The following is a 25,744-nucleotide window of genomic DNA, read 5'->3' on the forward strand; positions in this document are numbered from 1 at the left end:
CGACCGGCCTACGGAGGACGGCCCGACCCAGCGCAGGGCCAACAACTCTCAGGTACCCCGCATTTGTCGCCGGCGGCCCTTTGTCGCCCACTCGCACGCCGTAACCACATCGGCAGCCGCCGAGACTCAGCCGTTCGAGGCACAGGCCTGCCGCCCCTGCCCTCACTCGCCTTCGGTGGTCCATGACACCGCCCACCGCCCGCCGCAACACCGCGACAACGAAAGAGAGAACCACTGTGACCGCGTTCAACGACGAAGCCGTCACCGGCGACTCCCTGCGCCGCGCACTAGGCGTCAGCCGCCGCCGTTTCCTCAGCACCTGCACGGCCGCCACCGCCGCGGCGGTGGCCGCCCCGGTCTTCGGCGCCGCGCCCGCTCTGGCGCAGGACGGAGCGGAAGCCGCCGGCCAGGATGGTGGGCGTTCCGCTCTGGTCCCGCCGCACAAGCGCGGCATCATCCTCTACACCGTGCGTGACGCGGTCGGCCGTGACCCGTTGGCCTCCGATCTGCCCTCCGGTTTCCGCGAGGTGTTCAAGCAGCTGGCGCGCTTCGGTTACCGCCAGGTGGAGTTCGCCGGCTACGGCCAGCACGCTGGCGCGCCCGGCGGCGCCGATCTGGGCACCGTCCAGGGTGCGAAGCTGCTGCGCTCCTGGCTCGACGACTACGGCCTGCGGGCGCAGGGCAGCCACGGCTTCATCCCCCCGTCCTGGCCGCTGACCCCGTCCGACCTGGACACCTTCAAGCGCCAGTTGGAGATAGCCAACATCCTCGGCATGGAGCACATGGGGACCGGCGGTGACCCCACCGCGACGCCCTACCGGGCCGACTGGGACGTCGCCGCGCAGAAGTGGAACACCATGGGCGCCATCGCCCGCCGTGCAGGCATCAAGCTCTACACCCACAACCACGACAGTGCCTACGACTTCCTGCTCGACGGCGGCCCGCTCGACGCCGAGGGCCGGCCAACCCGCAGCTCCGGTATCCGCAAGCTCGAGTACTTCCTGAAGGTGACGGACCGCAAGAGCGTCTATCTGGAGCTGGACGTCTTCTGGGCGCACGTGGCCCAGTACAAGTTCCACACGTACACCGCACACGACGGCTCGCAGCGTGAGAAGGTCTTCGACCCGGCCGGGCTCGTGGTCCGCAACAGCGACCGCTTCCCGCTCTTCCACGCCAAGGACGGCGTGGTCAATCCGCAGAGCGGCCTGGGCTACGACATGGTGCCCTTCGGCACGGGCGACATCGACTACCGGACCTTCTTCACCCGGGTGGGTGCGAAGAACTACCGCAACCCGATGGTCGAGCAGGACACCGCACCGAGCGCGACCGTTCCCGGTCAGTCCCTGGAGTATGCCCGGATCGGCTACAACAACCTCGCGGCCCTGCGCGCCCGTAGCTGACTCAGTGTCATATGTCGTACCCGCCCGGCGTCTTGCGCGGGGCGGGTCCCGGACGTGCCCGAAAAGACATGAAATGCAAGGGCAGACTTTTCTTGAAAAGATTGAAACTTTGTCCTTGACGAGTTGAAAGTAGGCGCTCTAGCGTCCAACTCACGCATTCCGCCTGGCTTTTCACCCTCTGGCCGGACCGAAGGAGTTCTGAGTGCGCAACAGACGAATCGTCACACTCGTGGGGGCGGCTGCGTTGGCCGGAGCCGTCGGGCTCCTCCCCCTCCCCGTAGCCCAGGCCGCCCCGTCGGACCCGGTGCCGCCGGCATCGTCGGACTTCCAGAAGGTCACCCTCAACGACCGCCCGGGTGAGCCCATGGCCCTGGCGGTCCTGCCCGACCGGCGGGTGCTGCACACGGCGCGTACGGGCGAGGTCCGCATCCACGACCCCAAGAGCGGCGTGAACTTCCTCGCCGCCGACATGAAGAAGAGCCCCGCCGGGCTCTACCAGCACGACGAGGAAGGCGTGCAGGGCGTCGCCGTCGACCCCGGCTTCGCCAAGAACCACTGGGTCTACCTCTACTACTCGCCCCGCCTCGACACCCCCATGGACGACCCGGCCACCCCGGGCGTCAACGAAGGGGACGCCCCGGAGACCGGCAAGGCCGAGGACTTCGCCAAGTACAAGGGCGTCACCCGGCTGTCGCGGTTCAAGCTCGCGGGCAACAAGCTCGACTACGCCACCGAGCAGAAGATCATCGACGTGCCGGCCGACCGCGGCCTCTGCTGCCACGTCGGCGGCAAGATCGACTTCGATGGCAAGGGCAACCTGTTCCTGTCGACCGGCGACGACTCCAATCCGTTCTCCTCCGACGGCTATGCCCCGCTCGACGACCGAACCGACCGCAACCCGGCCTACGACGCGCGGCGCACCGCGGGCAACACCAACGACCTGCGGGGCAAGGTCCTGCGCGTCAAGGTCAAGCGCGACGGCGGCTACGCGGTACCGGACGGCAACCTCTTCGCGCCGGGCACCCCGAAGACCCGCCCGGAGATCTACGCCATGGGTCTGCGCAACCCGTTCCGCTTCGGAGTGGACGACAAGACGGGCGAGGTCTACGTCGGCGACTACTCACCCGACGCCAAAACCGCCGACCCGAACCGCGGCCCCGCCGGCCAGGGGCGCTGGATGGTCATCGACCGCCCCGCCAACTACGGCTGGCCGTTCTGCGTGACCCAGGACCAGCCGTACCAGGACTACGACTTCGCCACCAAGACCTCCAGCGGCGCGTTCAACTGCGCCAAGCCGGTCAACGACTCGCGCCACAACACCGGCCGGAGCGTGCTGCCCCCGGTCGAGGACGCGGAGATCGTCTACGGCTACGACGCCTCCCCGACGTTCCCCGAACTCGGCACGGGCGGCATAGGCCCCATGGGTGGCTCGGCGTACCGCTACGACCCGCGGAACAAGGCCCAGAACCGCTGGCCCCAGTACTTCGACGGCAAGCCGCTCTTCTACGAGTGGACCCGCGACCAGATGAAGGCCATCACCCTCGGCAAGAAGAACGAGGTCCAGAAGATCGAGGACGCGATCCCCTCGATCAAGACGGACGGCCCGATCGACGCCGAATTCGGCCCGGACGGCGCGCTGTACGTCCTGGAGTACGGCACCGGGTACTTCGCGGAACTGCCCGAGGCCCAGCTCGCCCGCATCGACTTCACCCGGGGCAACCGCACCCCGGAGCCCAAGGTCGCAGCGGACGTGGTCAACGGCACCAGGCCGCTGACGGTCCAGTTCTCCAGCGCCGGCACGAAGGACGCCGACGGTGACGCCCTGCGCTACGCCTGGGACTTCGACGCCGACGGCACCGTGGACTCCAGGGAGGCCAACCCGAAGCACACGTTCACCGAGAACGGGGTCTACGACGCCACGCTGAAGGTCACCGACAGCACCGGGCGCTCGGCCTCCGCGTCCGTCCCCGTCGTCGTCGGCAACAAGGCGCCGGTCGTCTCACTCACCACCGACCCGGCTCCGCACGGCGGCACGGCGTTCCACTGGGGTGACACCGTCACCTGGCAGGTCGCCGTCACCGACGACCAGCCGGTGGACTGCTCGAAGGTCAGCGTCTCGTTCATCCTCGGCCACGACTCGCACGGCCACCCGCTGTCGACGAGCAATGGCTGCTCCGGATCGTTCAAGACGTTCCTGGACGGCGGTCACTCCGGTTCGGACAACCTCAAGGCGGTCTTCAACGCCACCTACACGGACACGCCCCCGGACGGCCTGCCGCCCCTCTCCGGCAGCTCCGAGGTCGCACTGACCCCGGCCGACTGACCGACGGCGGAGCCACCGCGGCGGGGCGCCAACCAGGTGCCCCGCCGCGGTGGCAATGCATGAGTACCGACACCTCAACTCCGTTGCGTGAAGCGGCATTTCGTGCCCCCTCCCACCGGCCCATACGGTCGGACCCATGGAGTCAACTTTCCCGACGGCCGACCAACTCGCGGCTGCCCTGCGCGCCGGTGAAGTGACCTCGGCGGAACTGACCGACGAGGCGATCTCCCGTATCGAACGGGACGACGAGGCGATCAACGCGATCTGTGTGCCGGACTTCGACCGTGCGCGGGCCGCCGCGCGCGGTGCCGACGAGGCGCGGGCCCGCGGTGAGGACCGGCCCCTGCTGGGCATCCCGGTGACGGTCAAGGAGTCGTACGACATCGCGGGGCTGCCCACGACCTGGGGCATGCCGCCGCACCGGAACTTCGTGCCGGCCGAGGACGCGGTGCAGGTGTCGCGGCTCAAGGCCGCGGGCGCGGTGGTGCTCGGCAAGACCAACGTGCCGGTGGGGCTGCAGGACATACAGAGCTTCAACGGGATCTACGGCACCACCAACAACCCGTGGGACCACCGTCGTACGTCGGGCGGATCCTCCGGCGGCTCGGCGGCTGCCCTCGCGTCCGGATTCGGCGCGCTGTCCATCGGCTCCGACCTCGCCGGTTCGTTGCGCACCCCCGCGCATTTCTGCGGCGTTCACGCGCACAAGCCGACACTCGGGCTGGCGGCGAGCCGCGGCATGGTCCCGCCGCCCGGGCCGGCCCTGCCGGTCGAGCACGACCTCGCCGTCGTCGGTCCGATGGCGCGCAGCGCTCGCGACCTCACGCTCCTGCTCGACGTCATGGCCGGACCGGACCCGTTGACGCATGGTGTGGCGTACCAGCTGACGCTGCCGCCCGCGCGCCACGAACGGCTCCGCGACTTCCGGGTCCTGGTCCTCGACGAGCATCCGATCATTCCGACCGGGTCCGCCGTGCGGGCAGGCGTGGGCCGGGTGGCCGACGCGCTGGTCGACGGCGGTGCCCGCGTCGAGCGGGACAGTTCGCTGCTGCCCGATCTGACCGAAGCCGCGATGCTCTACAGGCAGTTGCTGTTCTCGGGCTCCGTCGCACGTTTTCCCGTCGAAGCGTACGAGCAGCTGCAGACCCGCGCCGCCCGACTGAGCGCGGACGACCAGAGTCTCGATGCGGCAATGCTGCGCGGCATGGCACTCAGCCACCGCGACTGGATCGAGGCGAACGGCCGTCGCGAGCTCCACCGCCACGGCTGGCGGCAGCTCTTCGCCGAGTACGACGCCGTGGTGTGTCCCATCACGCCCACTCCCGCGTTCCCGCACGACCACCACCCCGATCCGAGGGAACGCCGGATCGACATCGACGGCGTCGGGTACCCGTACTTCGACCAGCTCGTCTGGGCCGGTCTGGCCACTCTGCCCGGTCTGCCCGCCACCGCTGTACCGGCGGGCTGGTCGCCCGAGGGCCTGCCGGTGGGGGTGCAGCTCATCGGCCCGATGTTCGAGGACCGGACCCCGCTGCGGCTGGCCGAACTGCTCGAGCAGGAGATGGGCGGCTTCCAGGCACCGACGTAGGGACGAGAACACCGGCACCCTGCCCGGTTGTGACCCGTAGCGGCGTTATGGGCGTGCGATGCGGGGTACTGAGGGTGCCGGTGACGTGGCGGGCGCCGACGTGACGGAGGTGCGGCATGGACGCTTCGGTGGACCGCATCGAGCAGCCCTGGGGCGCACGTACTCCCTACGGACGTCACGAGGCGTGGCCCACCCGGGTTGACCAGCATCTGCTGGAGGGCGTCGCAGAGGGTGACGTGCAGCGGTGGGTGCGGGCCGCGTCGGTCCTGCACTCCGACGGCGACGCCATGGACATCGCGGTCGTGGACGGTCGCATGGTGGGCGTGCGGGGACGCGCGCAGGATCGTGTCAACCACGGTCGCCTCGGGCCGAAGGACCTGTTCGGCTGGCAGGCCAACGCGTCTCCCGACCGTCTGACCCGGCCGCTCGTCCGCGTGGAGGGCCGTCTGGTCGATACCGACTGGGCTACCGCGATGGACCGGATCGTGTCCCGGTCCCGGTCGCTTCTGCAGGAGAAGGGCCCGGGTTCGATCGGGTTCTACACGAGCGGGCAGCTGTTCCTGGAGGAGTACTACACGCTGGCGGTGCTGGCCCGCGCCGGCATCGGGACCAATCACCTGGACGGCAACACCCGGCTCTGCACCTCCACGGCCGCCGAGGCGCTCAAGGAGTCCTTCGGCTGCGACGGTCAGCCCGGCAGTTACGACGACGTCGATCACGCGGACGTCATCGCCCTCTTCGGACACAATCTGGCCGAGACGCAGCCGGTGCAGTGGATGCGTGTCCTGGACCGGCTCGACGGCGCCGATCCGCCCCGCCTGGTCTGCGTGGACCCCCGGCCGACGCGGGTGGCGCGCCGGGCGACCGTGCACCTCGCCCCGCGCGGCGGCACCAACGTGGCGCTGCTCAACGCACTGCTGCACGAGATCATCCGCACCGGCCGGGTCGATCACGAGTACGTCGAGGCGCACACCGTCGGCTTCGCGGAGCTGGAAGCCCGGGTCGCGGAGTGCACCCCCGGGTGGGCGGCCGGCATCTGCGACGTTCCGGCCGCGCGCATCGTCGAGGCGGCGGAGATCCTCGGCTCGGCCGACCGGCTGCTGTCGACCGTCCTGCAGGGCGTCTACCAGTCCCACCAGGCCACCGCGGCCGCCGTACAGATCAACAACATCCATCTGATCCGCGGCATGCTCGGCCGTCCGGGAGCGGGCGTGCTGCAGATGAACGGCCAGCCCACCGCCCAGAACACCCGGGAGTGCGGCGCCAACGGTGACCTGCCGGGCTTCAGGAACTGGGAGAACGACCAGCACGTCGCGGACCTCGCCAAGGTCTGGAACGTCGAACCGAAGCGGATCCCGCACTACGCCCCACCCACCCACGCCATGCAGATGTTCCGCTACGCCGAACAGGGCTCGATCCGCATGCTGTGGATCAGCGGCACCAACCCCGCCGTCTCCCTGCCCGAGCTCGCCCGCATCCGCTCGATCCTGGCCCAGGAGCGGCTGTTCGTCGTCGTGCAGGACCTGTTCCGCACCGAGACCGCGCAGCTGGCCGACGTGGTGCTGCCCGCAGCGACCTGGGGTGAGAAGACCGGGACGTTCACGAACGCCGACCGCACCGTCCACCTGTCCGACAAGGCCGTCGACCCGCCGGGTGAGGCCAGGCCGGACCTGGACGTCTTCCTCGACTACGCCCGGCGTATGGACTTCCGTGACAAGGACGGCGGTCCGCTGATCCACTGGCACGACGCGGAGTCGGCGTTCGAGGCGTGGAAACGGTGCAGCGCCGGCCGGCCGTGCGACTACACCGGCCTCTCCTACGAGAAGCTGCGCGGCCCGTCGGGCATCCAGTGGCCCTGCAACGAGGACGCCCCGGACGGAACGGAACGTCTCTACACCGACAGCATCGACTGGGCGCACCCCGACACGTGCGAGTCGTACGGCAAGGACCTCGTCACCGGCGCCTCGGACAGCGTCGTGGAGTACCGCTCCCTCAACCCGGACGGCAAGGCGATGATCAAGGCCGCCGCCTATGTGCCGCCGCATGAGGAGCCCGGTGCGCAGTACCCGTTCCAGCTCACCACCGGGCGGACGATCTACCACTTCCACACCCGGACCAAGACCGGGCGCGTCCCCCAGCTGAACGCGGCCGCGCCCGACGTCTGGGTGGAGGTGTCCGGCACCGACGCGGCCGAGCGGGATCTCGGCGAGGGCGATCTGGTGGAGGTCTCCACCCCCCGTGGCGCGTTGCGGGGACGGATCAGGGTCACCGACATCCGGCCGGGGCTGCTGTTCGTGCCGTTCCACTACGGCTACTGGGACACCCCGGGCGGCAACGGCCCCGACGAGGGCACGCCCGGTCGCGCCGCCAACGAGACGACCGTCACCGACTGGGACCCGGCCTCCAAGCAGCCGCTGTTCAAGACCGCCGCGGCGGCCCTCACCCTCGTCGAACGCGGTGACGGCAGGGCTTCCCCCGCGCCGACCACCACGGCGTCCGCACCGTCACGGTCCAGCGGCGGTGTCGGCGTTCCTCCGACGGTGGGCGGCCCCTCCGCCCGGGCCGCACAGCGCGACCAGACCACGGGGAACGGCCGCGAGGAGGGCATCCGGTGAACGGCATCACCCTGACCCTGCGCGCTCTGCACCACGGCGAGGAACATCTCGCCAAGGACCTGGTCACGGTGGCGGAACGGCATCGCACCGAGCACGAGGTCTTCCACGTCGCCACCGACCTCGCCCTCTGGTCACGCGAACACGTGAAGCGACTGGCCGAGGCGGGCCACCACTACGGCATGGACCTCGACGAGATGCCGGGCACGGCCGACCCGTCCGACCCGGGTGTCCTGGCGACGCTCAGAAAGAAGGCTGCGGAGGCCGTGGGCCGTCGTCCGGAGCCCGGCCTGCTCCTGCTGCGCGACCTGCGGGAGCTGCATCTGGGCGCGACCGAGAACTCCTTGTACTGGGAGATGCTCGCCCAGGCCGCTCAGGCGGGCAAGGAGGACCGGCTCCTGGCGCTCGCCTCGTCCTGCCACCCGCAGACCCTGCGACAGATGCGCTGGTCCAACACCATGATCAAGAACATCTCCCCGCAGATCCTGACCAGCCTGTAGCCGCTCGCAGCCGGCTGATCAGGTACTCGCGTCACCCCGACGACGCCCCGGGCGGCCGTCGGCTGAGAAGGGTTCTCCGGGATGGCACCGCCTCTGTTCACCTTCGGGCACAGCACCGCACCGCCGCAGGACATCATCGCCTTGCTGGAGAGCGCCGGTGTGGCCACTGTCGTGGACGTGCGCACCGCACCCGGCAGCCGCCGCGACCCGGCCCTCTCTCGCGAGCGACTCCTCCAGTGGATGCCCGAACACGGCATCGCCTACCGCTGGGAACCCGCGCTGGGAGGATTTCGCACACCACCGCCGGACTCGCCCGACATCGTGTGGCGCAACGCGTCCTTCCGCGGTTACGCCGCACATACCCGCACGCCTCAGTTCACCGCGGCGATGGACGAGCTGCTACGCCAGGCGACCACGACTCCCACCGCCGTGATGTGCAGCGAGGCGGTCTGGTGGCGCTGCCACCGCCGCCTGATCGCAGACTTCGCGGTCCTCGCCCGACGGGTACCGACACGGCACCTGATGCACGACCGGCGTCTGACGGACCACGTACCCACAGCCGGTGTGCGCCTGCGCGAGGACGGACTGCTCGTCTACGACGACCTCGCCGCCACCAGCACCGCCGGCCGTGCGTCGTCCGCGCCCCGCTCGCCGCGACGAACCCAGTGACCAGTCCTGACCGGGCAGAGCGCCCCCGACGACCGAACCACATCGACGGACTCCTCGGTGGTTGGCGCGGGGCGAGGCGGTTACTCGGCCGTCATGAACGACACACGGCCACTCGCCCTGATCACCGGCGCGTCCAGCGGAATCGGCCGTGAGCTGGCCCGGCAGTTCGCGCTCCACGGTTACGACCTCGTGGTGAACGCCGAGGACGAACGGCTGGAGTCCGCCGCGCAGGGCCTGCGGGAGTCGGGCGCGGAGGTGCGTGCGGTGCGCGCCGATGTCCGGACCGCCGAGGGACGGTACCGGCTGCTGGACGCGCTCGACGGGCTGACGGTCGACATCGCCGCCCTCAACGCGGGCGTGGGCCAGGGCGGTGCCTTCGTCGACACCGACCTCGCGGACGACCAGGAGATCATCGACCTCAACGTCACCGCGACCGTCCGGCTGGCCAAGCCGCTGCTGCGGGCCATGGTGACACGCGGCGCCGGCCGGATCGCCTTCACCTCGTCCGTGGCCGCGACGATGCCCGGCTCCTTCCAGCCCGTCTACAACGCGTCCAAGTCGTTCGTGCAGTCCTTCGCCGAGGCGCTGGCGGAGGAGGTGAAGGACACCGGTGTCACGGTCACCTCGTTCATGCCGGCCGCCACGGAGACGGACTTCTTCCGGCGGGCGGGCATGGCGGAGGACACCCGGATCGGCACCATGAAGAAGGACGACCCCGCACTGGTGGCCGAGCAGGCGTTCGAGGCGATCGTGCAGGGCGAGAAGAAGGCCGTGACCGGATCCTTGAAGGCCAAGGCACAGGGGCTGGCCGGAAAGGTGCTGCCCGACGGGGTCAAGGCGGCGGCCCATCGGCGGCTGGCGGAACCGGGGACCGGCGCCGAGGAAGATCCCGGGCGGCAGGGGTGACGCCGTAGCGGTCTTCCGGCCGGTGAACCGTGCCGGTGTCGGGAAGGCGTCGCGGAAACAACAGGGGCGTGAGCCCGGGTGCCCCAGGGCGCGAAGGTTCAGCGTGGGGTCGCCCTCGCCGCGCATCAGGTCGGGCAGCAGGCGCGGCCGGCGCCCGGCACTGGCGGGCCGGGCGAGCCCGCACCCGTCAGGAACGGCGGCTCGCCGACCTCGTCAATGCGGCGCCCCCTGGTCGCCCCCGGTACTCCCTCCTACCGCCAGATGATGGGGGCGCTCCTCACCGCAAGGAGCGGTTCGCGGTGCGTCTCAGGAGTGCACGGCGAGAAGGCGCTACTGCCGCGCACCGGCCAGGTCCAGTGCGCGAGCGCGCAGCGCGAGCCTGGCCGGGAGAACGCTGGAGACGAGCGCGAGTGCGAGCCCCGCGACCGTGGCGGTGCCGATCGCCGTCCACGGCATGCTCAGCGAGACCGCCGAACCGGCGTCCAGGACGCGGCGGTTGATCAGCATCATGCTCGCGGCCTGGGTACCGGTGGTGACGAGCAGGGCGAGCACGGCGGCGGTCGCGGCGGTGAGGACGGCTTCCCACGCGACCATGGACAGGACCTGCCGGTCGTTGCCCCCGGTCAGCCGGAGGGTGGCGAAGTCCCGCAGCCGGTCGCCGGTGGACATCATCATGGTGTTGACGATCGCGATCAGGGCGTAGAGCAGGGCCGGGCCCAGGATGGCGATCATGGTGATCCAGTCGCTGCGGGCCCGGGGGTCGTCATCGCCGTCGCCCCACCGCGCGGTCGGAGTGACCTTCGCTCCGTCGGTGGCGGCCGGCGTCGCGGCGGCCGCGCCGGATGTGGTGGAGACGAAGGCCGCGGTGGGCTGCTTGTCGCCGGTCAGATGCGCCGCCACCAGGGGGTACGGGAGCAGCACCTCGGCGAGGCTCAGCGGCGTCCGGACCAGGGCGACCAGCTTCACGGTGACGGGGGTGCCGTCGGCCAGGGCCGCGCCGAGGCGGTCGCCGACCTGCCAGTCGTTGGCCTCGGCGAGGCCGCTGGAGACGGCGACGGCGTTGCCCTTCAGGCCGTCGAGCGAACCTGCCTCGGTCTTCAGCTTCCAGGTCCTGGCCGTGTCACCGTCGATGGCGGTGGCGACGGTCGTACCGCCGGTCATACCGCCGCCCAGGTCCGAGACGAGCGTGGGGCGGATGGTGGTGGTCCGGCTGTCGGGCAGGTCCCGCAGCCGCCGCACCTCGGCCGCCGAGAGCGTGGACCCGGTGTCTGGCTCCACGACGTACTGGGCGCTGAGCGCCTCGCGTGACTGGACGGCCCTGGCCTCGCCGAACGTGAGGGTGGAGCCCACCACGGTGCCGGTCAGGCCGATCACCAGGAACATCGGGGTCGCGGTGGAGACCGTGCGGCGCACCGCGGCCAGCGCGTTCTGCCGGGCCAGCAGCCCGACCGCGCCGGCCGCCAGCGGCACCGGCAGGGTCAGCAGCCGGACCAGCACAGGCACGAACAGCGGGGCGAACAGTGCGAGCGCCATGATCGCCATGACGTCGATCAGCAGGGACCAGACCGGCAGGTTCTGCGGGTCACGCAGTTGCGGGTCCCGCTCCAGGCCGGGCGGCATGGCGGCGAACAGAGCCAGCACCGTGCCGAACAGCGCGACATAGGCGACGCCCCACACCCAGCGGCCGAGGGTCATCACCTTGCCGTCCACCGCCGCGGCGCTCAGCGCCTCGACGGGGCGTACCCGGCCGGCCCGGCGCGCCGCGGCGTAGGCGCCGAGCACCGCCACCGCCACCTCGATCGCCGCGGCGGTCAGTAAGGGCCCCGCCGAGAACTCGACGGTGAAGCCCTCCGGGGCCGCGCCGCGCGCCACCAGCCAGCGGGCGAAGAGCGGCGCGAGAACCAGCCCGAGCAGGGCGCCGGCGACCGAGGCGACCAGCGAGACGACCACCGACTCACCGATCACCAGCAGTCTGATCTGACGCGGGGTGGCACCGACCGCCCGTAACAGCGCCGTCTCCCGGCGCCTGCCCGCGACGGCGAAGGCGAACGTGGACGCCACGACGAAGACCGAGACGAAGCCGGACATGCCGGCCATGAACGTGAGCAGCTTCTTCAGGGACGGCGCAGACGGATCGTTGTTCTCCAGTCCCGCCGATGTACTGACGAGCAGTCCGGAGGCGGCGATCAGAGCCACCCCCAGGGTCAGGGCGACGAACGAGCCGACGAAGCCGAGCCACCGTTTGCGCAGGGTGGCCACCGCGACGGGCAGCAGGGCGGAGACCTTCCCCATCACTCGCCACCGCCCACACGTGCGGGGGCCGCGCCCGCTTCCAGCCGGGCCATGTGCTCGGCCACGCCCTGTGCGGTCGGCCGCAGCATCTCGTCAGTGATGTGTCCGTCGACGAGGAACACGACTCGGTCCGCGTACGAGGCGGCCACCGGGTCGTGCGTCACCATGATCGTGGTCTGCCCCTGCTCGTCCACCAGGGACCGCAGCAGTTCCAGCACGGTCCGGCTGCTGCTGCTGTCCAGGGCGCCGGTGGGCTCGTCGGCGAACAGGACCTTGGGTCTGGTGATCAGGGCCCGGGCGATCGCCACCCGCTGCTGCTGGCCGCCGGACATCTGGGAGGGCAGATGCGCGCCGCGCTCGCTGAGCCCCACCTGTGCGAGGGCGGCCCGGACCTCTGCGGAGTCGGGACGGCGGCCCGCGAGCCGCAGCGGCAGCCCCACATTCTGTTCCGCGGTCAGCGCGCCGAGGAGATTGAACGCCTGGAAGATGAAGCCGATCCGGTCCCGGCGCAGTTCGGTGAGAGCCTTCTCGCCGAGCGGGCCGAGATCCACGTCGTCCACGACCACCCGGCCGGAGTCGGGCCGGTCGAGTCCCGCCGCGCACTGCAGGAGGGTGCTCTTTCCCGAGCCGGACGGGCCCATGATCGCGGTGAAGGTGGTGCGTTCGAAGCCCACCGAGATCTCGTCGAGGGCGCGCACCGCCGCGGAGGAGCCGGATGCATAGCACCTGCTGACCTGTTCGAGCCGGACTGCCTGATTGTCTGCCATGCGTCAACGCCTATCGATGATGTGGTGCCGGTCGGATGAACTCGCCATGGTCATGGGGCGAGTTCACCGCATCCCCCATTGGGCCGGCAGATCCTGTTCGCTGTCTGCCGGGTTCGGCTCCAGCTGTCCTACCGCAGTTTCCCGCCGTCCGCGACGGCTTCGAGCAGCCGCACCAGTGACCACTCAGGAGGGCCGGTTGCCGAAGATCCGGTAAACCTGCACACCGCTCCCCACCAAGGTGCACGGAAGCTGAGCCGTGGTCATGAGCGGGCCGGTTCGCGTCGGTCTCGGCGTGGGGCTGTCCGGCGCGGATACAGGTCGGCGACCCGGCGTGCGTGCAGCGTGGAGGCGGGCCGCGTGAAGGAGTCGGTGAGGCCGGTCACCGCCTGGTCACACCGGTGAAGTCAGGTTCCGGGCTGAGCCTCGGGCTGCTGGCCGTCGCCTCGTGGGGCGTGCTTTGATCCTGCGCGTGGCGCAAGTCGCCGGGAGGGCCCCCGTTTCGGGATCAGGCGAGCTCTGTCGTTCCTGAGAAGCCCGGAAGAAGCCCAGAAGTCCCCCAGAAGAACCCCCCAGAAGAATCCACGAAGGGAACCGCACGTGATGAACCCTGCCTTCCAGGTCGAAGCCGCCGAGATCTCCGACGCCGACCTGGACAACGTCTCCGGTGGCCTGGCCGCCGGTGGCTCCGGCGGTCTCTTCCTCGAGACGCCGCTCGGGAGCCTCTGTGCCGACCTCGCGGCCGTCGCTTCGCCCGAGGGTCTTGCGGCGGGAGTCCACACCACCGCCCTGTGACGACACGTGTAACCCCTGTGGGCCCCGGATCGGATGATCCGGGGCCCACAGGGGTTTTCAGCGGGGTGGGTCAGTGGTGTCCGCCGCCGCGGTGCTCGTCGCGGCCCCGGGAGTCGTCGCCGCGGTGCTCGTGGCGGCCCCGGGAGTCGTCGCCGCGGTGCTCGTGGCGGCCCCAGGAGTCATCGCCGCGGTGGTGGCGGCCCCAGGAGAGGTCGTCGATGGTGCGGCCCCGGTCATTGCTCAGGGTCGCGGTGTCGGAGTGGTTGTCCCACACGTAGTTGCGCCGGTCCTGGAACACGTCGCTGCGGCTGTCGCGGCCCTCGCCCGTGTGGACACGGACGGTGGCGCGTCCGTCCAGGCGGTAGTGGTGGAACGTGTAGGTGCGGCCGTCCCTGGCCGACAGTGTCCAGCCGTCCAGGTTCACGCTGTGGCGGCCGTTGTTGGTGATCTCCACCCATTCCTTGTTCAGGGAGCGGTTGGACTGGTCGTCGCGGCCCGGGGAGTCGTACTGGGCCTTGCTGATTTCCACCTTCGGACCGTGCGGGCGGTGGTCGGCCGCGGACGCCGGCAGCGTCACCGCCCCCACCACGGCTCCGGCTGCGAGCGCGGCGGCGACCAGACGGCGGGCGGTGACAGACTTGGAAACAGGCATGAGTTCCCCTGAGTGTGCGGTGTGCTGGTGGCGGCCGGTCGGCCGCACACCCACACTTTGGCCTCGGTGTGCGGGCGATACGGATGAGACGTGAACCATGTGACAACCTGTCCACATCTCCGTGACTCTCACCTGCAACGTCCATCTATGCGCTGAATGCACGATGTTGACGCCACCAGGCGCCCTGGACCCGTGCGGCGCGGGGGAATGATCGCTTGTCCGCCAGGTCGCGCCACCCCACCGCGACGGGGGCTCTCACTCGAAAGTGAGTAACGACTGTCCGTGTCCCGAGGGGGAGCGCGGAACGGGACGGCGTGGGCCTGCTGTCTCCTACGTCCCTTCGAAGACGAAAGGGCCGGCCCGAGTGGGCCGGCCCTGACGGTGTGCAGCGGACGATCAGACGAGGTCGAACCGGTCCAGGTCCATGACCTTGTTCCACGCGGCGACGAAGTCCTTCACGAACTTCTCCTTCGCGTCGTCACCCGCGTACACCTCGGCGAGCGCACGCAGCTCCGAGTTCGAGCCGAAGACGAGGTCGGCACGGGTGCCGGTCCACTTGACCTCGCCGGTGGCGGCGTCGCGGCCCTCGAAGGTGGTCTGGTCCTCGGACGTCGACGTCCACGTCGTGCCCAGGTCGAGCAGGTTGACGAAGAAGTCGTTGGTCAGCGTGCCCGGGGTGTCGGTGAAGACGCCGTGCGACGACTGGCCCTGGTTGGCGCCCAGGACACGCAGGCCGCCGACGAGGACGGTCAGCTCGGGGGCGCTGAGGGTCAGCAGGTTCGCCTTGTCGAGCAGCAGGAACTCGGCCGGCAGGCGGTTGCCCTTGCCGAGGTAGTTGCGGAACCCGTCGGCGGTCGGCTCGAGCGCGGCGAACGACTCGGTGTCCGTCTGCTCCTGCGACGCGTCCACACGGCCCGGCGTGAAGGGCGCCTCGACGTCGAAGCCGGCGTCCTTGGCGGCCTTCTCCACGGCGGCGGTGCCACCGAGGACGATCAGGTCGGCCAGGGAGACCTTCTTGGCGCCGGAGTTGAACTCCCGCTGGATCCCCTCAAGGGTGCGCAGCACCGAGGCCAGCTGGTCGGGGTCGTTGGCCTCCCAGTCGCGCTGCGGCTCCAGACGGATGCGGGCGCCGTTGGCACCGCCGCGCTTGTCGCTGCCGCGGAACGTCGAGGCCGACGCCCACGCGGTGGACACGAGCTGCGAGACGGTCAGTCCCGAGTCGAGCAGCTTGGCCTTGAGGGCCGCGATGTCGGCGGCGTCGATGGCCGGGCCCTCCGCCTCGGGCAGCGGGTCCTGCCAGACCAGGGTCTCCGCCGGCACCTCCGGGCCCAGGTACAGGGACTTCGGGCCCATGTCACGGTGGGTCAGCTTGTACCAGGCGCGGGCGAAGGCGTCCGCGAACTCGGCGGGGTTCTCCAGGAAGCGACGGGAGATCTGCTCGTACACCGGGTCGAAGCGGAGCGAGAGGTCGGTCGTCAGCATCTGCGGGGCGTGCGTCTTCGTCGCGTCGTGCGCGTCGGGGACGGTGCCCGCTCCGGCGCCGTCCTTCGGCCGCCACTGGTTGGCGCCGGCGGGGCTCTTGGTCAGCTCCCACTCGTAGCCGAAGAGGATCTCGAAGAAGCTGTTGTCCCAGGTGGTCGGGGTGTTCGTCCACGTCACCTCGAGACCACTGGTGATCGTGTCGCCGCCCTTGCCGGTGCCGAAGGAGCTCTTCCAGCCCAGGCCCTGCTGCTCCAGCGAGGCCGCCTCGGGGTCGTCGCCGACGCTGTCCGCCGGGCCGGCGCCGTGCGTCTTGCCGAAGGTGTGACCGCCCGCGATCAGGGCGACGGTCTCCTCGTCGTTCATCGCCATCCGGCGGAACGTCTCACGGATGTCACGGGCTGCGGCGATCGGGTCCGGGTTGCCGTTCGGGCCCTCCGGGTTGACGTAGATGAGGCCCATCTGGACCGCGCCGAGCGGGTTCTCCAGCTCACGGTCGCCGGTGTAGCGCTGGTCGTCGAGCCAGGTGGTCTCGGGGCCCCAGTACACGTCCTCCTCGGGCTCCCAGACGTCCACACGGCCGCCGCCGAAGCCGAAGGTCTCGAAGCCCATCGACTCCAGGGCCACGTTGCCGGCCAGGATCATCAGGTCGGCCCACGACAGGCTCTGGCCGTACTTCTTCTTGACCGGCCACAGCAGACGGCGGGCCTTGTCCAGGTTGGCGTTGTCCGGCCAGCTGTTGAGGGGGGCGAAGCGCTGCTGACCGGCGCCGGCGCCGCCGCGGCCGTCGCTGATGCGGTACGTGCCCGCGCTGTGCCAGGCCATCCGGATGATGAGCGGCCCGTAGTTGCCGAAGTCGGCGGGCCACCAGTCCTGAGAGGTGGTCAGGATCTCGGCGATGTCCTGCTTCACGGCCGGCAGGTCGAGGTTCTTGAACGCCTCGGCGTAGTCGAAGTCCTCACCGAGGGGGTTGGCCACGGCCGGGTTCTTGGCCAGGATCTTCACATTGAGCCGCTCCGGCCACCACTGGCGGTTGCCGCCGCCCTGGGTCGGGTGCAGGGCACGGCCGTGTGCGACCGGGCAGCCACCCGTCTCCTCGGGCTTCGAATCGGTGACGATCGCGTCGTGGTTCTCGGTCACAGGGGGGTCCTTCCGAACGGGTGTGTTTCGGTGCTCAGGAACTGGGGCTGGTGGAACAGGCGGGGCACACGCCCCAGTAGATGACCTCGGCCTCGTCGATGGCGAAGCCGTGGTTCTCGGACGCGGTCAGACAGGGGGCGTCGCCGACCTCGCAGTCGACGTCGGCGACGGCACCGCAGGACCGGCACACGACGTGGTGGTGGTTGTCCCCGACGCGGCCCTCGAACCGGGCCGGGCTGCCTGCCGGCTCGATGCGACGTATGAGCCCGGCCGCGGTCAGGGCGTGGAGGGCCTCGTACACGGCCTGGACGGAGATGTGGCCGACACGGTCGCGCACACCGGAGGCGATCGCCTCGACATCGAGGTGGTCACCGACCCGGACTGTCTCCAGCAGCGCGACGCGGGCGGCCGTCACCCGCAGGCCGACACCACGCAGCTCGTCGGCGGCGTTCGCACTCCGGGAGGTGGTCATGCGGCCAACCTACCCTCATAAACACGAACGGTTCAAGAAATGGACTGGTTCCAATTCTGTCCTGTCGAGAAATTTTTCCCGGCGCGCCTCCGTGCCCCGGCCCTCGGGTGCCTCACCCGCTCCCCAGCCGACCGGAAGGGCGTGGCCGCCGGATGCGGTGAGTGGCCGGAAGAGCGCTACCGGTGGCGTTCGAGGAGGAGTCGGCAAGTGGCAGCAAGCGGCGGCAGGCGTGGGCGGGGCAGGCGTGGCGGGCTCGCAGGCGGCGAGATTCGGCCAAATGAGTGTGGGATCGCGGTGCCCCTGAGTCCCTCGTTTCACTGGTGTCACACGAGAAGCTCACGATCCGGCCCTCGGTATGACACTTCACCGGCGCACTTTGCCATGACGTGACCATTCGGCCATGTTTCTTTACCGGTCTTGTCTTGATCCATGGAGGTTCGTCTATGGTGATCGCCGCGCGTCCGGCCTGACCGAGGTGTCAGGGGGCGCGGATCAAGGGGGGCTTCGTCATGGCCGACGAAATGGTGCTCAGAGCACAGAGGTTCATCAACACGACGTACAACAACGGCGCGGCGCTGGGTATTTCCAAACTCGACGAGAACGGCAAGACCGGCTGGCCGGTCATGTATGCCCTGACCCGGGCTCTGCAGTACGAGATGAACATCAGCAGCCTCTCGGACTCCTTCGGGCCGACCACGTTGTCCATGCTCCAGTCGAAGTATCCGAAACTGGACGACTCCACTGTGCCGTCGGCGAACTTCTGCCGCGTCCTGCAGTCGGCCCTGTACTGCAAGGGCTACGACGGCGGTGAGATCGACGGCATCTACAACGGGCGCGTCAAGGACGCGGTGGCCAAGCTGAAGGCCGACATGGGCGTCGACAGCGTCTACGCGGGTAGCTCCCTGGAGCCGAAGGTCGTCAAGGGCCTGCTCAACATGGACGCGTATGTCACGGTCAGTAACGGCTCGGAAGAGATCCGTGCGATCCAGCAATGGCTCAACAGGCGTTACGTCGGCCGCCGGGACTTCTTCGTGATCCCGTGCGACGGCCACCACTCCCGCGACGTCGCCAAGTCCATGCTGTTCGCGATCCAGTACGAGCTGGGCATGGCCGACGGTACCGCCAACGGTGTCTTCGGCCCCGGCACCCAGTCCGGACTGAGGAACCACACGGTCGCCGTGGGAACCACCGGCACCTGGGCCTCCCTGTTCACCGCGTCGATGATCCTGAACAAGCGAAGCGTGCCCTTCGGCAACTTCACCGGCGACGTCAAGTCCGGCGTGGAGTCCTTCCAGTCGTTCGCCAAGCTCCCGGTCACCGGTGTCGGCGACTTCCAGACCTGGGCCTCCCTGCTCGTCTCCTACGGCGACCAGACCCGCAAGGGCACCGCCTGCGACGGGGTCACCAAGATCACCCCGGCCCGCGTGCAGGCCCTGAAGGCCGCCGGCTACCAGTACATCGGCCGCTACCTGTCCAACCCCTCCACCACCAGCCTGCCGGAGAAGCAGATCCAGCCCGGCGAGCTCGCGACCATCAAGCAGTACGGTCTGCGCTGCTTCCCGATCTACCAGACGTGGTCCCGCTCGGCCGACTACTTCAGCTACCCGCAGGGTTGCATCGACGCCACGAACGCCATCGAATGGGCCAAGATGCACGGCTTCAAGCCGGGCACGATCATCTACTTCGCGGTGGACTACGACGCCCAGGACGGCGAGATCACCGAGTACGTCCTGAAGCACTTCCGGGGCATCTACCGCACCGTCGGCGAGAACTCGGCCTACGGCGTCGGCGTCTACGGCCCGCGCAACGTCTGCCAGCGCGTCTCCGACGCCGGATACGCCGCCGCCGGCTTCGTCTCCGACATGTCGTCCGGGTTCTCCGGCAACCTCGGCTACCCGCTGCCCACCAACTGGGCCTTCGACCAGATCGCCACCGTCAAGGTCGGCTCCGGGGACGGCGCCATCGAGATCGACAACAACATCGCCTCCGGCCGGGACACCGGACAGGGCGACTTCGACCCCGGGACTTCGGTCACCTCCGACCTCGACGTGGACTTCGACAAGGCGACGTACCGGGCGGCGATGCTCAAGGACGTCCAGGCGTATCTGACGTCGATCGGTGTCCCGGAGACCGGCGGCGAGGGCTGGACCGCCGACGGCGACTGGGTGACCTACGGCGTCACTTCCACCACGGAGGCGTTCAACAGGGTCATGGACGCCGACTGGCTGTTCACCAACCTGGCCAGGACGCTGAAACTGCGCAAGGCGCTCATCCAGGCGCCGGTGCTGTGGGAGTTGCGCAAGCTGAACCCGCTCGACGCGCTCGCCGACGAGGCGGTGAAGGCCGGACTGAAGGACGACTGCAGCACCGGCTGGGGGCAGATCTTCGCCTGGGTGACCATCGACGCCCGCAACTACTGCAGGGAGCAGGGCGTCATCAACGGCGCTCCGCTCACCGACTCGGACACCCGCGCGGTGTGGGACAACCTGCAGGAGCCCGAGTACAACATCCCCTCGGTGGCCTACCTGACGGTCTACAACGCGCACCAGCTCGGCATCGCCCGCCCGTCCCTCATCACCAGCCAGGCCGACAGTCAGAAGCTGCTGGCCCGCTACAACGGCACCGGTGACAAGGCCGAGCAGTACGGCCGCGAGCTGATCGGCCTCTACAACGTGCTGGAGAACTACAACAAGCTCAGCCGCGCCCAGTAGGCCGGACCCGATCGTGAAGAATGAGCGCATGCGGAAGCTGTGCGTCCCCGTCGCCATGAACCTGTTGCTCGGGATCCCGGCCGTCGTTCCTCTGTTCCTGGCGTGGTACATCCTGGCCAACGGGCCGCTGGCGGCCATCGGCTGGACCATGCAGGACCCGAACGAGAACGACGGGATGCTGCTGTGGCTGGTCATCGCCGCACCGGTGTTCTGCCTGTTCGGCCTGGTCTGGGGGCTGGCCAACACCTGGCTGCGGCGCCGGACGCCGGTACGGGGCTCCCGCTACTGGCCGGTGTGCGCCGCAGCCTCCCTCGTGCCGTTCTTCGTGATCTTCGGTCTGTTCTGACAGCTGACACAGCTCATAGGGAGACAGGAAACGTGGATCACGACATGACACGGCGTACGGTCGTCAAGGCCGGCGCCGTCATCGGCGCGGCCGCGGCCGTCGGTTCGGTGCTGCCCGCCACCACCGCGGTCGCCGCCGAACGGCGCGGGCCCCGGCGTCCGGCGACCTCCGCGAACGGCTGGACGAACCAGTCGAACGCGGACCGCGACTCACAGGTGTGGACCCGCCCGGTGGCCGGCACGGGCCTGGGCGTACCGGTGTGGATCGGCGACGTGGAGACGGTGCTCGTGCACGTCGTACGCCGCTTCCACTACGAGGTGCAGGAGCTCGCGGCGGTGGACCTGGACGGCTGGCGCCCCGCCAAGGGCCTGCGCCGTGGCCTCCCGGAGTCCAACCTCGCCTCGGGCACGGCCGTTCGGATCCGGCCGGGCGCCGGTGCGAAGGGTTCGCTGTACCCGCTCCAGGTGGCCGCCGTCCGGGACATCCTCGCGGACTGCCAGGGCGTCGTCCGCTGGGGCGGTGACGACGAGCCGGTCGACGAGTCGCTCTTCTACATCGCCGTCGGCCCGCACGACGAACGCCTGCCCCGGCTGGCCACCACTGTCCGCGAGGCGACGTTCCACTAGGCGCGGTGCCGCGGTGGGGCCCCTGTGTCCCACCGCGACCGCTGTTCCGAACATCAGTTCCATTTATCCGCAGGACGGAAGGACCGATCATGAAGCGAATACTGGGCGTGCTGGCCGCCACCACGGCCGCCATGGGCGCACTGCTCACCCCCGCGTCCGCCGCCGGGCAGCCCGGCACCCCGGAGCTGACGGTCGCCGCCACCGCCGACGCCCAGACCAGGGCGTGGGCCGCCGCCAACCCGCAGGAGGCCGTGGCCCAGTCCACCGAGTGCGGCGGCAACTACAACACGCTGGTCTACATCGACGGCGACCTTCCCGGTGACGTCAACGGCGACGACGGCAGCATGGCGGCCTACGCGGGCGGCGGATTGCTCTGCGTGATCTTCAAGAACGAGACACCGGGCAACGCGAACTACATGTTCCTCCAGGCCTGCCCGGGCACCAGCGCCAGCAGCGCCTGCGGCACCGACGACGGCTACTACAGCAATTTCGCCGGCCCGCTCTACATCAGCCAGGGCTCGCACGGCTGCTGGACCGCCTCGTACAAGATGAAGACCGAGGCGGAGGACCGGTACCTCATCAACGGCAAGCGCAGCTACAGCTGCTGACGGGCCTCTGGCAGATCATCAGCCCAACCGTCGCCGCACCGCCCCCGCCGCCCCCAACGCCGCCAGCCCCGCCCCGGCCAGGGCGAGGGCCTTGGCCGGGCGGCTCGGCGGGGCGGGGCGGGCGCCGGGGGCGACGCCGTACGCACTGCCCGGGGCGCCCGCGGAACGGGACTCGGGGGGCAGGGCCGACGCCAGTAGTTCGGCGAGGTGCACCGCCTCGTGGCCGCCGCTGTCGAACTCGTGGACCTGGGTGCGGCAGCTGAACCCGTCGGCCAGGACCACCGTCTCGGGCGCCTCCTGTCGTAGCCGGGGGAGCAGCACACGTTCCGCGCTCGCCCGGCTGACGTCGAGGTGTCCGCGCTCGAAGCCGAAGTTCCCGGCGAGGCCGCAGCAGCCGGACTCCAGCCGCTCGACGTCCACCCCGGCCCGGCGCAGCAGCAGCTGGTCGGCGTGCCAGTCCAGCACCGCGTGCTGATGGCAGTGCACCTGGGCCACCGCCCGCGCGGAGCGGTCGGGCACCCGCGGGGGTTGGTAGCCGGGGGAGTGCTCGGTGAGCAGTTCGGCGAGGGTCACCGTCCCCTCGCGCAGCCGCCGCACGTCAGGGTCGCCGGGGAACAGGTCGCCGGCGTCCGACCGGAACACGGCCGTGCAGCTGGGCTCCAGTCCCACCACCAGTCCGCCCGCCCGTACGTGATCGGCGAGATGGCGCACGGTACGGGACAACACCCGTTCGGCGACACCCAGTTGCCCGGTGGAGATCCAGGTCAGCCCGCAGCACAACGGCTCGCTCGGCAGCGTCACCCGCCAGCCGGCCTGCTCCAACAGCCGTACCGCCGCCCGCCCGACGTGCGGATGGAAGTGGTTGGTGAAGGTGTCCGGCCACAACAGGACGGTGCCACGGACGCCCCCGCGGACCCCGCCCCCGTACGGCTCGTGCCGTGCGAACCACCGTTGCAGGGTCTCCCCGGCGAACAGCGGCACCTCCCGGTCCTCGATGCCCGCCACCGCGACGGCCGCCCGGGACAGCGGCCAAGTGTGCGTGAGCGCGTTGACGGCCGGGCCCAGCCCGGCGCGCCCGACGGCCTGGGCCAGGGCGGGCAGCCACCCCAGGGACAGGTGGGCACGCGGCCTGCGCCACTGCCGGCCCTCGTAGTGGTGCGACAGGAACTCCGCCTTGTAGGTGGCCATGTCGACATCGGCCGGGCAGTCCTTCTTGCAGCCCTTGCACGCCAGACACAGGTCGAGCGCGTCCCGCACCGCCTCCGACCGCCAGCCGTCCTGGATCGCGCTGTCGCCGTGTCCGTCGAGCATCTCGAACAGCAGCCGTGCCCGCCCGCGCGTGGAGTGCTCCTCCTCCATGGTCACCTGGTACGAGGGGCACATCACCGTGCCGCCGTCGTTGGTGTGCTGCCGGCATTTCCCCACGCCCACGCACCGGTTGGCGGCCTGCGCGAAGGATCCGCCGTCATCGGGGAAGCCGAAGTGCGGGTCGCGCGGATCGTACGGTGCCCAGTCGCCGCCCAGGCGCAGGTTCTCGTCCAGCCGGTACGGCGCCACGACCTTCCCGGGGTTCATCCCATCCAGGGGATCGAAGACGGCCTTGAGCTGACCGAACGCGGACACCAGCCGCTCCCCGAACATCCGCGGCAGCAGTTCGCCCCGGCTCTGCCCGTCCCCGTGCTCACCGGAGAACGAGCCGCCGAACTCGGCGACCAGGTCGGCCGCCCGCTCCATGAATCGCCGGTAGGCGGCCACGCCGTCGGCGGAGTACAGGTCGAAGGGGATCCGGGTGTGCACGCAGCCCTGGCCGAAGTGGCCGTAGAGACTCGGCCCCGTGTCGCTCCGGTAGCCGAACTCCTCGTACAGTCCGCGCAGTCGGCGCAGGTACTCGCCGAGCCGCTCGGGCGCGACCGCCGAGTCCTCCCAGCCCTCGAAGGTGTCGGGCCGGCCGGGGATGTGCGCGGTGGCGCCGAGCCCGGCCTCACGGACCTGCCACAACTCCGTCTCGTGCGCCGGGTCGTCCATGAAGGCGACCTCGGGGTCGTGCTCGGACTCGTGCAGTGCGTCCAGCATCCGGTGCGCGCTCTCGTCCGCCGCCGCGATCGTGTCCGCGCCGAACTGGACCATCAAGAAGGCGTTGCCTTCCGGGAGTTCGGTGAGCGCCTTCGGGTTGAGGTGCTTGATCCGCTCGTCGCGGACCAGTTTCGCGTCGACGCCCTCCAGTGCCATCGGCTCGTACGGCAGGATCTCAGGCACCGCGTCGGCGGCCTGGTCGATGTCGGGGAACCCGAGCATCACCAGCGTGCGTTCCCGCACCACCGGCACCAGTTCCAGTTCCGCCCGCAGGACGGTGACCAGGGTGGACTCGCTGCCGACGAGCAGGCCGGCCACGTCGAAGCCGTGCTCCGGCAGCAGCGAGTCCAGGTTGTAGCCGGAGACCCGGCGCGGGATGTCCGGGAAGCGGCGCCGGATCTCGTCGGCGTACGTGTCGCGCAGCGCCCGCAACCGCCGGTACACCGCCGCCCGGAGGTCGCCGTGCCGCTCGATGTCGGCGTACTCCTCGTCGCTGGTCGGCCCGCACCAGAAGCGGGTGCCGTCGTAGAGCAGCACCTCCAGGCGGGCGATGTTGTCGACGACCTTGCCGTGCGCCTGCGCGGTGGCACCGCAGGAGTTGTTGCCGATCATGCCGCCGATCGTGCAGTTGGCATGGGTGGCGGGCTCCGGGCCGTAGCGCAGCCCGGTCGGCGCGAGCCGGCGGTTCAGCGCGTCCAGCACGATGCCGGGCTGCACGACACAGGTGCGGGCGTCGGTGTCCACCGACTCCAGCCGGTTGCAGTACTTCGACCAGTCGATCACCACACCGGCGTTGGTGCACTGCCCGGCCAGGCTGGTGCCGCCGCCCCGGGACAGCACCGGAGCGCCGTGCTCCCGGGCCACCGCCACCGCCTCCGCGGCTGCCTCCGGGGTCCGCGGGACGACCACGCCGATCGGGGTCTGCCGGAAGTTCGAGGCGTCCGTCGAGTACGCGGCCCGGCTGCCGGCGTCGAAGCGGACCTCCCCGTCGATCCGCTCGCGCAGCGCCGACTCCAGGGCGCCCGCGTCGACCGGGGGGCTTGCCGGTCGCCCGGCCACGGGATCGGGCAGGTCCAGCGCGCCCATGGCGCCCTCCTTCGTGCCGGCGCGGTGACTGCGGCCGTGTCCGGCGCGGGGCACGCGGCCCGGTCACGGGGGCACGGGGCGGCCGGGTACCCCACGGCCGCTTCGGCAACACGGACCGGCCACAGGGACCGGCAAAACGGACCGCCCCCTACTCGGTGCCGGAGTGCTCCGTGACCTCGGGCAGCAGCGCCCACATCGCCTCGCGCTGGGTGGGTCCCATGATCCGGCCGAGGGCCTGCACGACCGTCTCGGAGAGGGGCTGTGAGGCCTCCTTCAGCAGGAGCCGGGCCTTCTCGGTGAGGACGACCTCGACGCCCCGCTTGTCGCCGCAGACCGACTTGCGGGTGACCAGGCCGGCGTGCTGGAGGCAGGCGATCTGGTAGGTGAGCCGGGTCTTGGGGCGGCCCAGGAGCTCCGCGATCCGGGTCATCCGCAGGCCCGCGGGCTGCTCGGCCAGCAGGCACAGGACCAGGAACTCGTCGTGCGAGACGTCGAGCTGCTCCTTGACGACCGCGCGCAGCCGCTGCTCCACGGCCCCGGTCGCCGCGAGCAGGACCATCCAGGCCCGCAGCTCGTCCGGCAGCAGTCCGCCGCTCTGCGCGGAGGGACGTTCGGGCAGGTCGGTGGGGTGCTCGTCGGGGGCGGTCATGGTGCGAGTGTACCTGTTGTCCGATTTTGAAGAAGATGGTTGTCCAGATTTGG

19 protein-coding genes are annotated in these 25,744 nt (G+C 70.2%); 12 read left to right on the plus strand and 7 right to left on the minus strand.

Annotation, left to right across the window (positions count from 1 at the left end; translation table 11 throughout):
* Positions 1–236 precede the first annotated feature (236 nt).
* The 7 genes from ABZ027_RS00510 (at position 237) to ABZ027_RS00540 (ending at position 9,998) form a co-directional block, all read left to right on the plus strand.
* A complete protein-coding gene (locus ABZ027_RS00510; protein ID WP_356762798.1) occupies positions 237–1,400 on the plus strand; it encodes a sugar phosphate isomerase/epimerase family protein in 1,164 nt (387 codons plus the stop codon).
* A 202-nt stretch (positions 1,401–1,602) separates the two neighbouring features.
* Entirely contained in the window at positions 1,603–3,723 is a 2,121-nt protein-coding gene (locus tag ABZ027_RS00515) for a PQQ-dependent sugar dehydrogenase (RefSeq protein ID WP_356762800.1), read from the plus strand.
* Positions 3,724–3,859: 136 nt separating this feature from the next.
* Positions 3,860–5,311, plus strand: a complete 1,452-nt coding sequence (locus ABZ027_RS00520; protein ID WP_356762802.1) for an amidase — start codon at positions 3,860–3,862, stop codon at positions 5,309–5,311.
* A gap of 116 nt (positions 5,312–5,427) precedes the next feature.
* Positions 5,428–7,926: a nitrate reductase gene (locus ABZ027_RS00525; RefSeq protein ID WP_356762804.1), complete on the plus strand. Its 2,499-nt coding sequence runs from the start codon at positions 5,428–5,430 to the stop codon at positions 7,924–7,926.
* Entirely contained in the window at positions 7,923–8,423 is a 501-nt protein-coding gene (locus ABZ027_RS00530; protein ID WP_356762806.1) for a hypothetical protein, read from the plus strand. Before ABZ027_RS00525 ends, ABZ027_RS00530 begins: the two co-directional genes overlap by 4 nt.
* Before the next feature lie 81 nt (positions 8,424–8,504).
* Positions 8,505–9,092: a DUF488 domain-containing protein gene (locus ABZ027_RS00535; RefSeq protein WP_356762808.1), complete on the plus strand. Its 588-nt coding sequence runs from the start codon at positions 8,505–8,507 to the stop codon at positions 9,090–9,092.
* A 93-nt stretch (positions 9,093–9,185) separates the two neighbouring features.
* Positions 9,186–9,998: an SDR family NAD(P)-dependent oxidoreductase gene (locus ABZ027_RS00540; protein WP_356762810.1), complete on the plus strand. Its 813-nt coding sequence runs from the start codon at positions 9,186–9,188 to the stop codon at positions 9,996–9,998.
* Between the two features lie 330 nt (positions 9,999–10,328).
* Here ABZ027_RS00540 and ABZ027_RS00545 read toward each other — a convergent pair whose 3' ends face one another.
* Both ABZ027_RS00545 and ABZ027_RS00550 read right to left on the minus strand, forming a co-directional pair.
* On the minus strand, positions 10,329–12,290 hold the full coding sequence (locus ABZ027_RS00545) for an ABC transporter permease (protein ID WP_356762812.1): 1,962 nt from the start codon (positions 12,288–12,290) through the stop codon (positions 10,329–10,331).
* Positions 12,290–13,057 (minus strand): ABC transporter ATP-binding protein, encoded by a 768-nt coding sequence (locus ABZ027_RS00550; protein ID WP_356762814.1) that lies wholly within the window; start codon positions 13,055–13,057, stop codon positions 12,290–12,292. Before ABZ027_RS00550 ends, ABZ027_RS00545 begins: the two co-directional genes overlap by 1 nt.
* Positions 13,058–13,657: 600 nt before the next feature.
* Between ABZ027_RS00550 and ABZ027_RS00555 the strand changes: the two genes are divergently transcribed.
* Positions 13,658–13,849 carry a hypothetical protein gene (locus tag ABZ027_RS00555; RefSeq protein WP_356763419.1) on the plus strand — a complete coding sequence of 64 codons (192 nt, stop codon included), beginning with the start codon at positions 13,658–13,660 and terminating at the stop codon, positions 13,847–13,849.
* Positions 13,850–13,919: 70 nt separating this feature from the next.
* Here ABZ027_RS00555 and ABZ027_RS00560 read toward each other — a convergent pair whose 3' ends face one another.
* From ABZ027_RS00560 to ABZ027_RS00570, 3 genes are all read right to left on the minus strand, one after another.
* Positions 13,920–14,501 carry a lamin tail domain-containing protein gene (locus ABZ027_RS00560; protein ID WP_356762816.1) on the minus strand — a complete coding sequence of 194 codons (582 nt, stop codon included), beginning with the start codon at positions 14,499–14,501 and terminating at the stop codon, positions 13,920–13,922.
* A gap of 396 nt (positions 14,502–14,897) precedes the next feature.
* Positions 14,898–17,120 carry a catalase/peroxidase HPI gene (katG, locus tag ABZ027_RS00565; protein ID WP_356762818.1) on the minus strand — a complete coding sequence of 741 codons (2,223 nt, stop codon included), beginning with the start codon at positions 17,118–17,120 and terminating at the stop codon, positions 14,898–14,900.
* A 34-nt stretch (positions 17,121–17,154) separates the two neighbouring features.
* Entirely contained in the window at positions 17,155–17,592 is a 438-nt protein-coding gene (locus ABZ027_RS00570; protein WP_356762820.1) for a Fur family transcriptional regulator, read from the minus strand.
* A gap of 509 nt (positions 17,593–18,101) precedes the next feature.
* Between ABZ027_RS00570 and ABZ027_RS00575 the strand changes: the two genes are divergently transcribed.
* From ABZ027_RS00575 to ABZ027_RS00590, 4 genes are all read left to right on the plus strand, one after another.
* A complete protein-coding gene (locus tag ABZ027_RS00575) occupies positions 18,102–20,303 on the plus strand; it encodes a glycoside hydrolase domain-containing protein (protein WP_356762822.1) in 2,202 nt (733 codons plus the stop codon).
* A gap of 28 nt (positions 20,304–20,331) precedes the next feature.
* Positions 20,332–20,649, plus strand: a complete 318-nt coding sequence (locus ABZ027_RS00580) for a hypothetical protein (protein ID WP_356762824.1) — start codon at positions 20,332–20,334, stop codon at positions 20,647–20,649.
* Positions 20,650–20,693: 44 nt separating this feature from the next.
* The gene (locus ABZ027_RS00585; RefSeq protein ID WP_356762826.1) at positions 20,694–21,275 is read left to right on the plus strand and encodes a hypothetical protein; all 582 of its coding nucleotides are present in this window, start codon (positions 20,694–20,696) and stop codon (positions 21,273–21,275) included.
* A gap of 89 nt (positions 21,276–21,364) precedes the next feature.
* Entirely contained in the window at positions 21,365–21,883 is a 519-nt protein-coding gene (locus ABZ027_RS00590; RefSeq protein WP_356762828.1) for a hypothetical protein, read from the plus strand.
* Between the two features lie 18 nt (positions 21,884–21,901).
* Here ABZ027_RS00590 and ABZ027_RS00595 read toward each other — a convergent pair whose 3' ends face one another.
* Positions 21,902–25,042: an FAD-binding and (Fe-S)-binding domain-containing protein gene (locus tag ABZ027_RS00595; RefSeq protein WP_356762830.1), complete on the minus strand. Its 3,141-nt coding sequence runs from the start codon at positions 25,040–25,042 to the stop codon at positions 21,902–21,904.
* A 148-nt stretch (positions 25,043–25,190) separates the two neighbouring features.
* A complete protein-coding gene (locus ABZ027_RS00600) occupies positions 25,191–25,691 on the minus strand; it encodes a MarR family transcriptional regulator (RefSeq protein WP_356762833.1) in 501 nt (166 codons plus the stop codon).
* Positions 25,692–25,744: the final 53 nt, after the last annotated feature.

It is taken from the genome of Streptomyces sp. NPDC006332 (genome assembly GCF_040612855.1).
Lineage (GTDB): Bacteria > Actinomycetota > Actinomycetes > Streptomycetales > Streptomycetaceae > Streptomyces.

What these genes read in the sequence shown, in the direction of transcription:
- ABZ027_RS00520 (WP_356762802.1), top strand. Translation starts at nt 3,860, where the DNA reads ATGGAGTCAACTTTCCCGACGGCCGACCAACTCGCGGCTGCCCTGCGC.
- ABZ027_RS00525 (WP_356762804.1), top strand. Translation starts at nt 5,428, where the DNA reads ATGGACGCTTCGGTGGACCGCATCGAGCAGCCCTGGGGCGCACGTACT.
- ABZ027_RS00535 (WP_356762808.1), top strand. Translation starts at nt 8,505, where the DNA reads ATGGCACCGCCTCTGTTCACCTTCGGGCACAGCACCGCACCGCCGCAG.
- ABZ027_RS00540 (WP_356762810.1), top strand. Translation starts at nt 9,186, where the DNA reads ATGAACGACACACGGCCACTCGCCCTGATCACCGGCGCGTCCAGCGGA.
- ABZ027_RS00545 (WP_356762812.1), bottom strand. Translation starts at nt 12,290, where the DNA reads ATGGGGAAGGTCTCCGCCCTGCTGCCCGTCGCGGTGGCCACCCTGCGC.
- ABZ027_RS00550 (WP_356762814.1), bottom strand. Translation starts at nt 13,057, where the DNA reads ATGGCAGACAATCAGGCAGTCCGGCTCGAACAGGTCAGCAGGTGCTAT.
- ABZ027_RS00555 (WP_356763419.1), top strand. Translation starts at nt 13,658, where the DNA reads ATGAACCCTGCCTTCCAGGTCGAAGCCGCCGAGATCTCCGACGCCGAC.
- ABZ027_RS00560 (WP_356762816.1), bottom strand. Translation starts at nt 14,501, where the DNA reads ATGCCTGTTTCCAAGTCTGTCACCGCCCGCCGTCTGGTCGCCGCCGCG.
- ABZ027_RS00570 (WP_356762820.1), bottom strand. Translation starts at nt 17,592, where the DNA reads ATGACCACCTCCCGGAGTGCGAACGCCGCCGACGAGCTGCGTGGTGTC.
- ABZ027_RS00575 (WP_356762822.1), top strand. Translation starts at nt 18,102, where the DNA reads ATGGCCGACGAAATGGTGCTCAGAGCACAGAGGTTCATCAACACGACG.
- ABZ027_RS00580 (WP_356762824.1), top strand. Translation starts at nt 20,332, where the DNA reads ATGCGGAAGCTGTGCGTCCCCGTCGCCATGAACCTGTTGCTCGGGATC.
- ABZ027_RS00585 (WP_356762826.1), top strand. Translation starts at nt 20,694, where the DNA reads ATGACACGGCGTACGGTCGTCAAGGCCGGCGCCGTCATCGGCGCGGCC.
- ABZ027_RS00590 (WP_356762828.1), top strand. Translation starts at nt 21,365, where the DNA reads ATGAAGCGAATACTGGGCGTGCTGGCCGCCACCACGGCCGCCATGGGC.
- ABZ027_RS00595 (WP_356762830.1), bottom strand. Translation starts at nt 25,042, where the DNA reads ATGGGCGCGCTGGACCTGCCCGATCCCGTGGCCGGGCGACCGGCAAGC.
- ABZ027_RS00600 (WP_356762833.1), bottom strand. Translation starts at nt 25,691, where the DNA reads ATGACCGCCCCCGACGAGCACCCCACCGACCTGCCCGAACGTCCCTCC.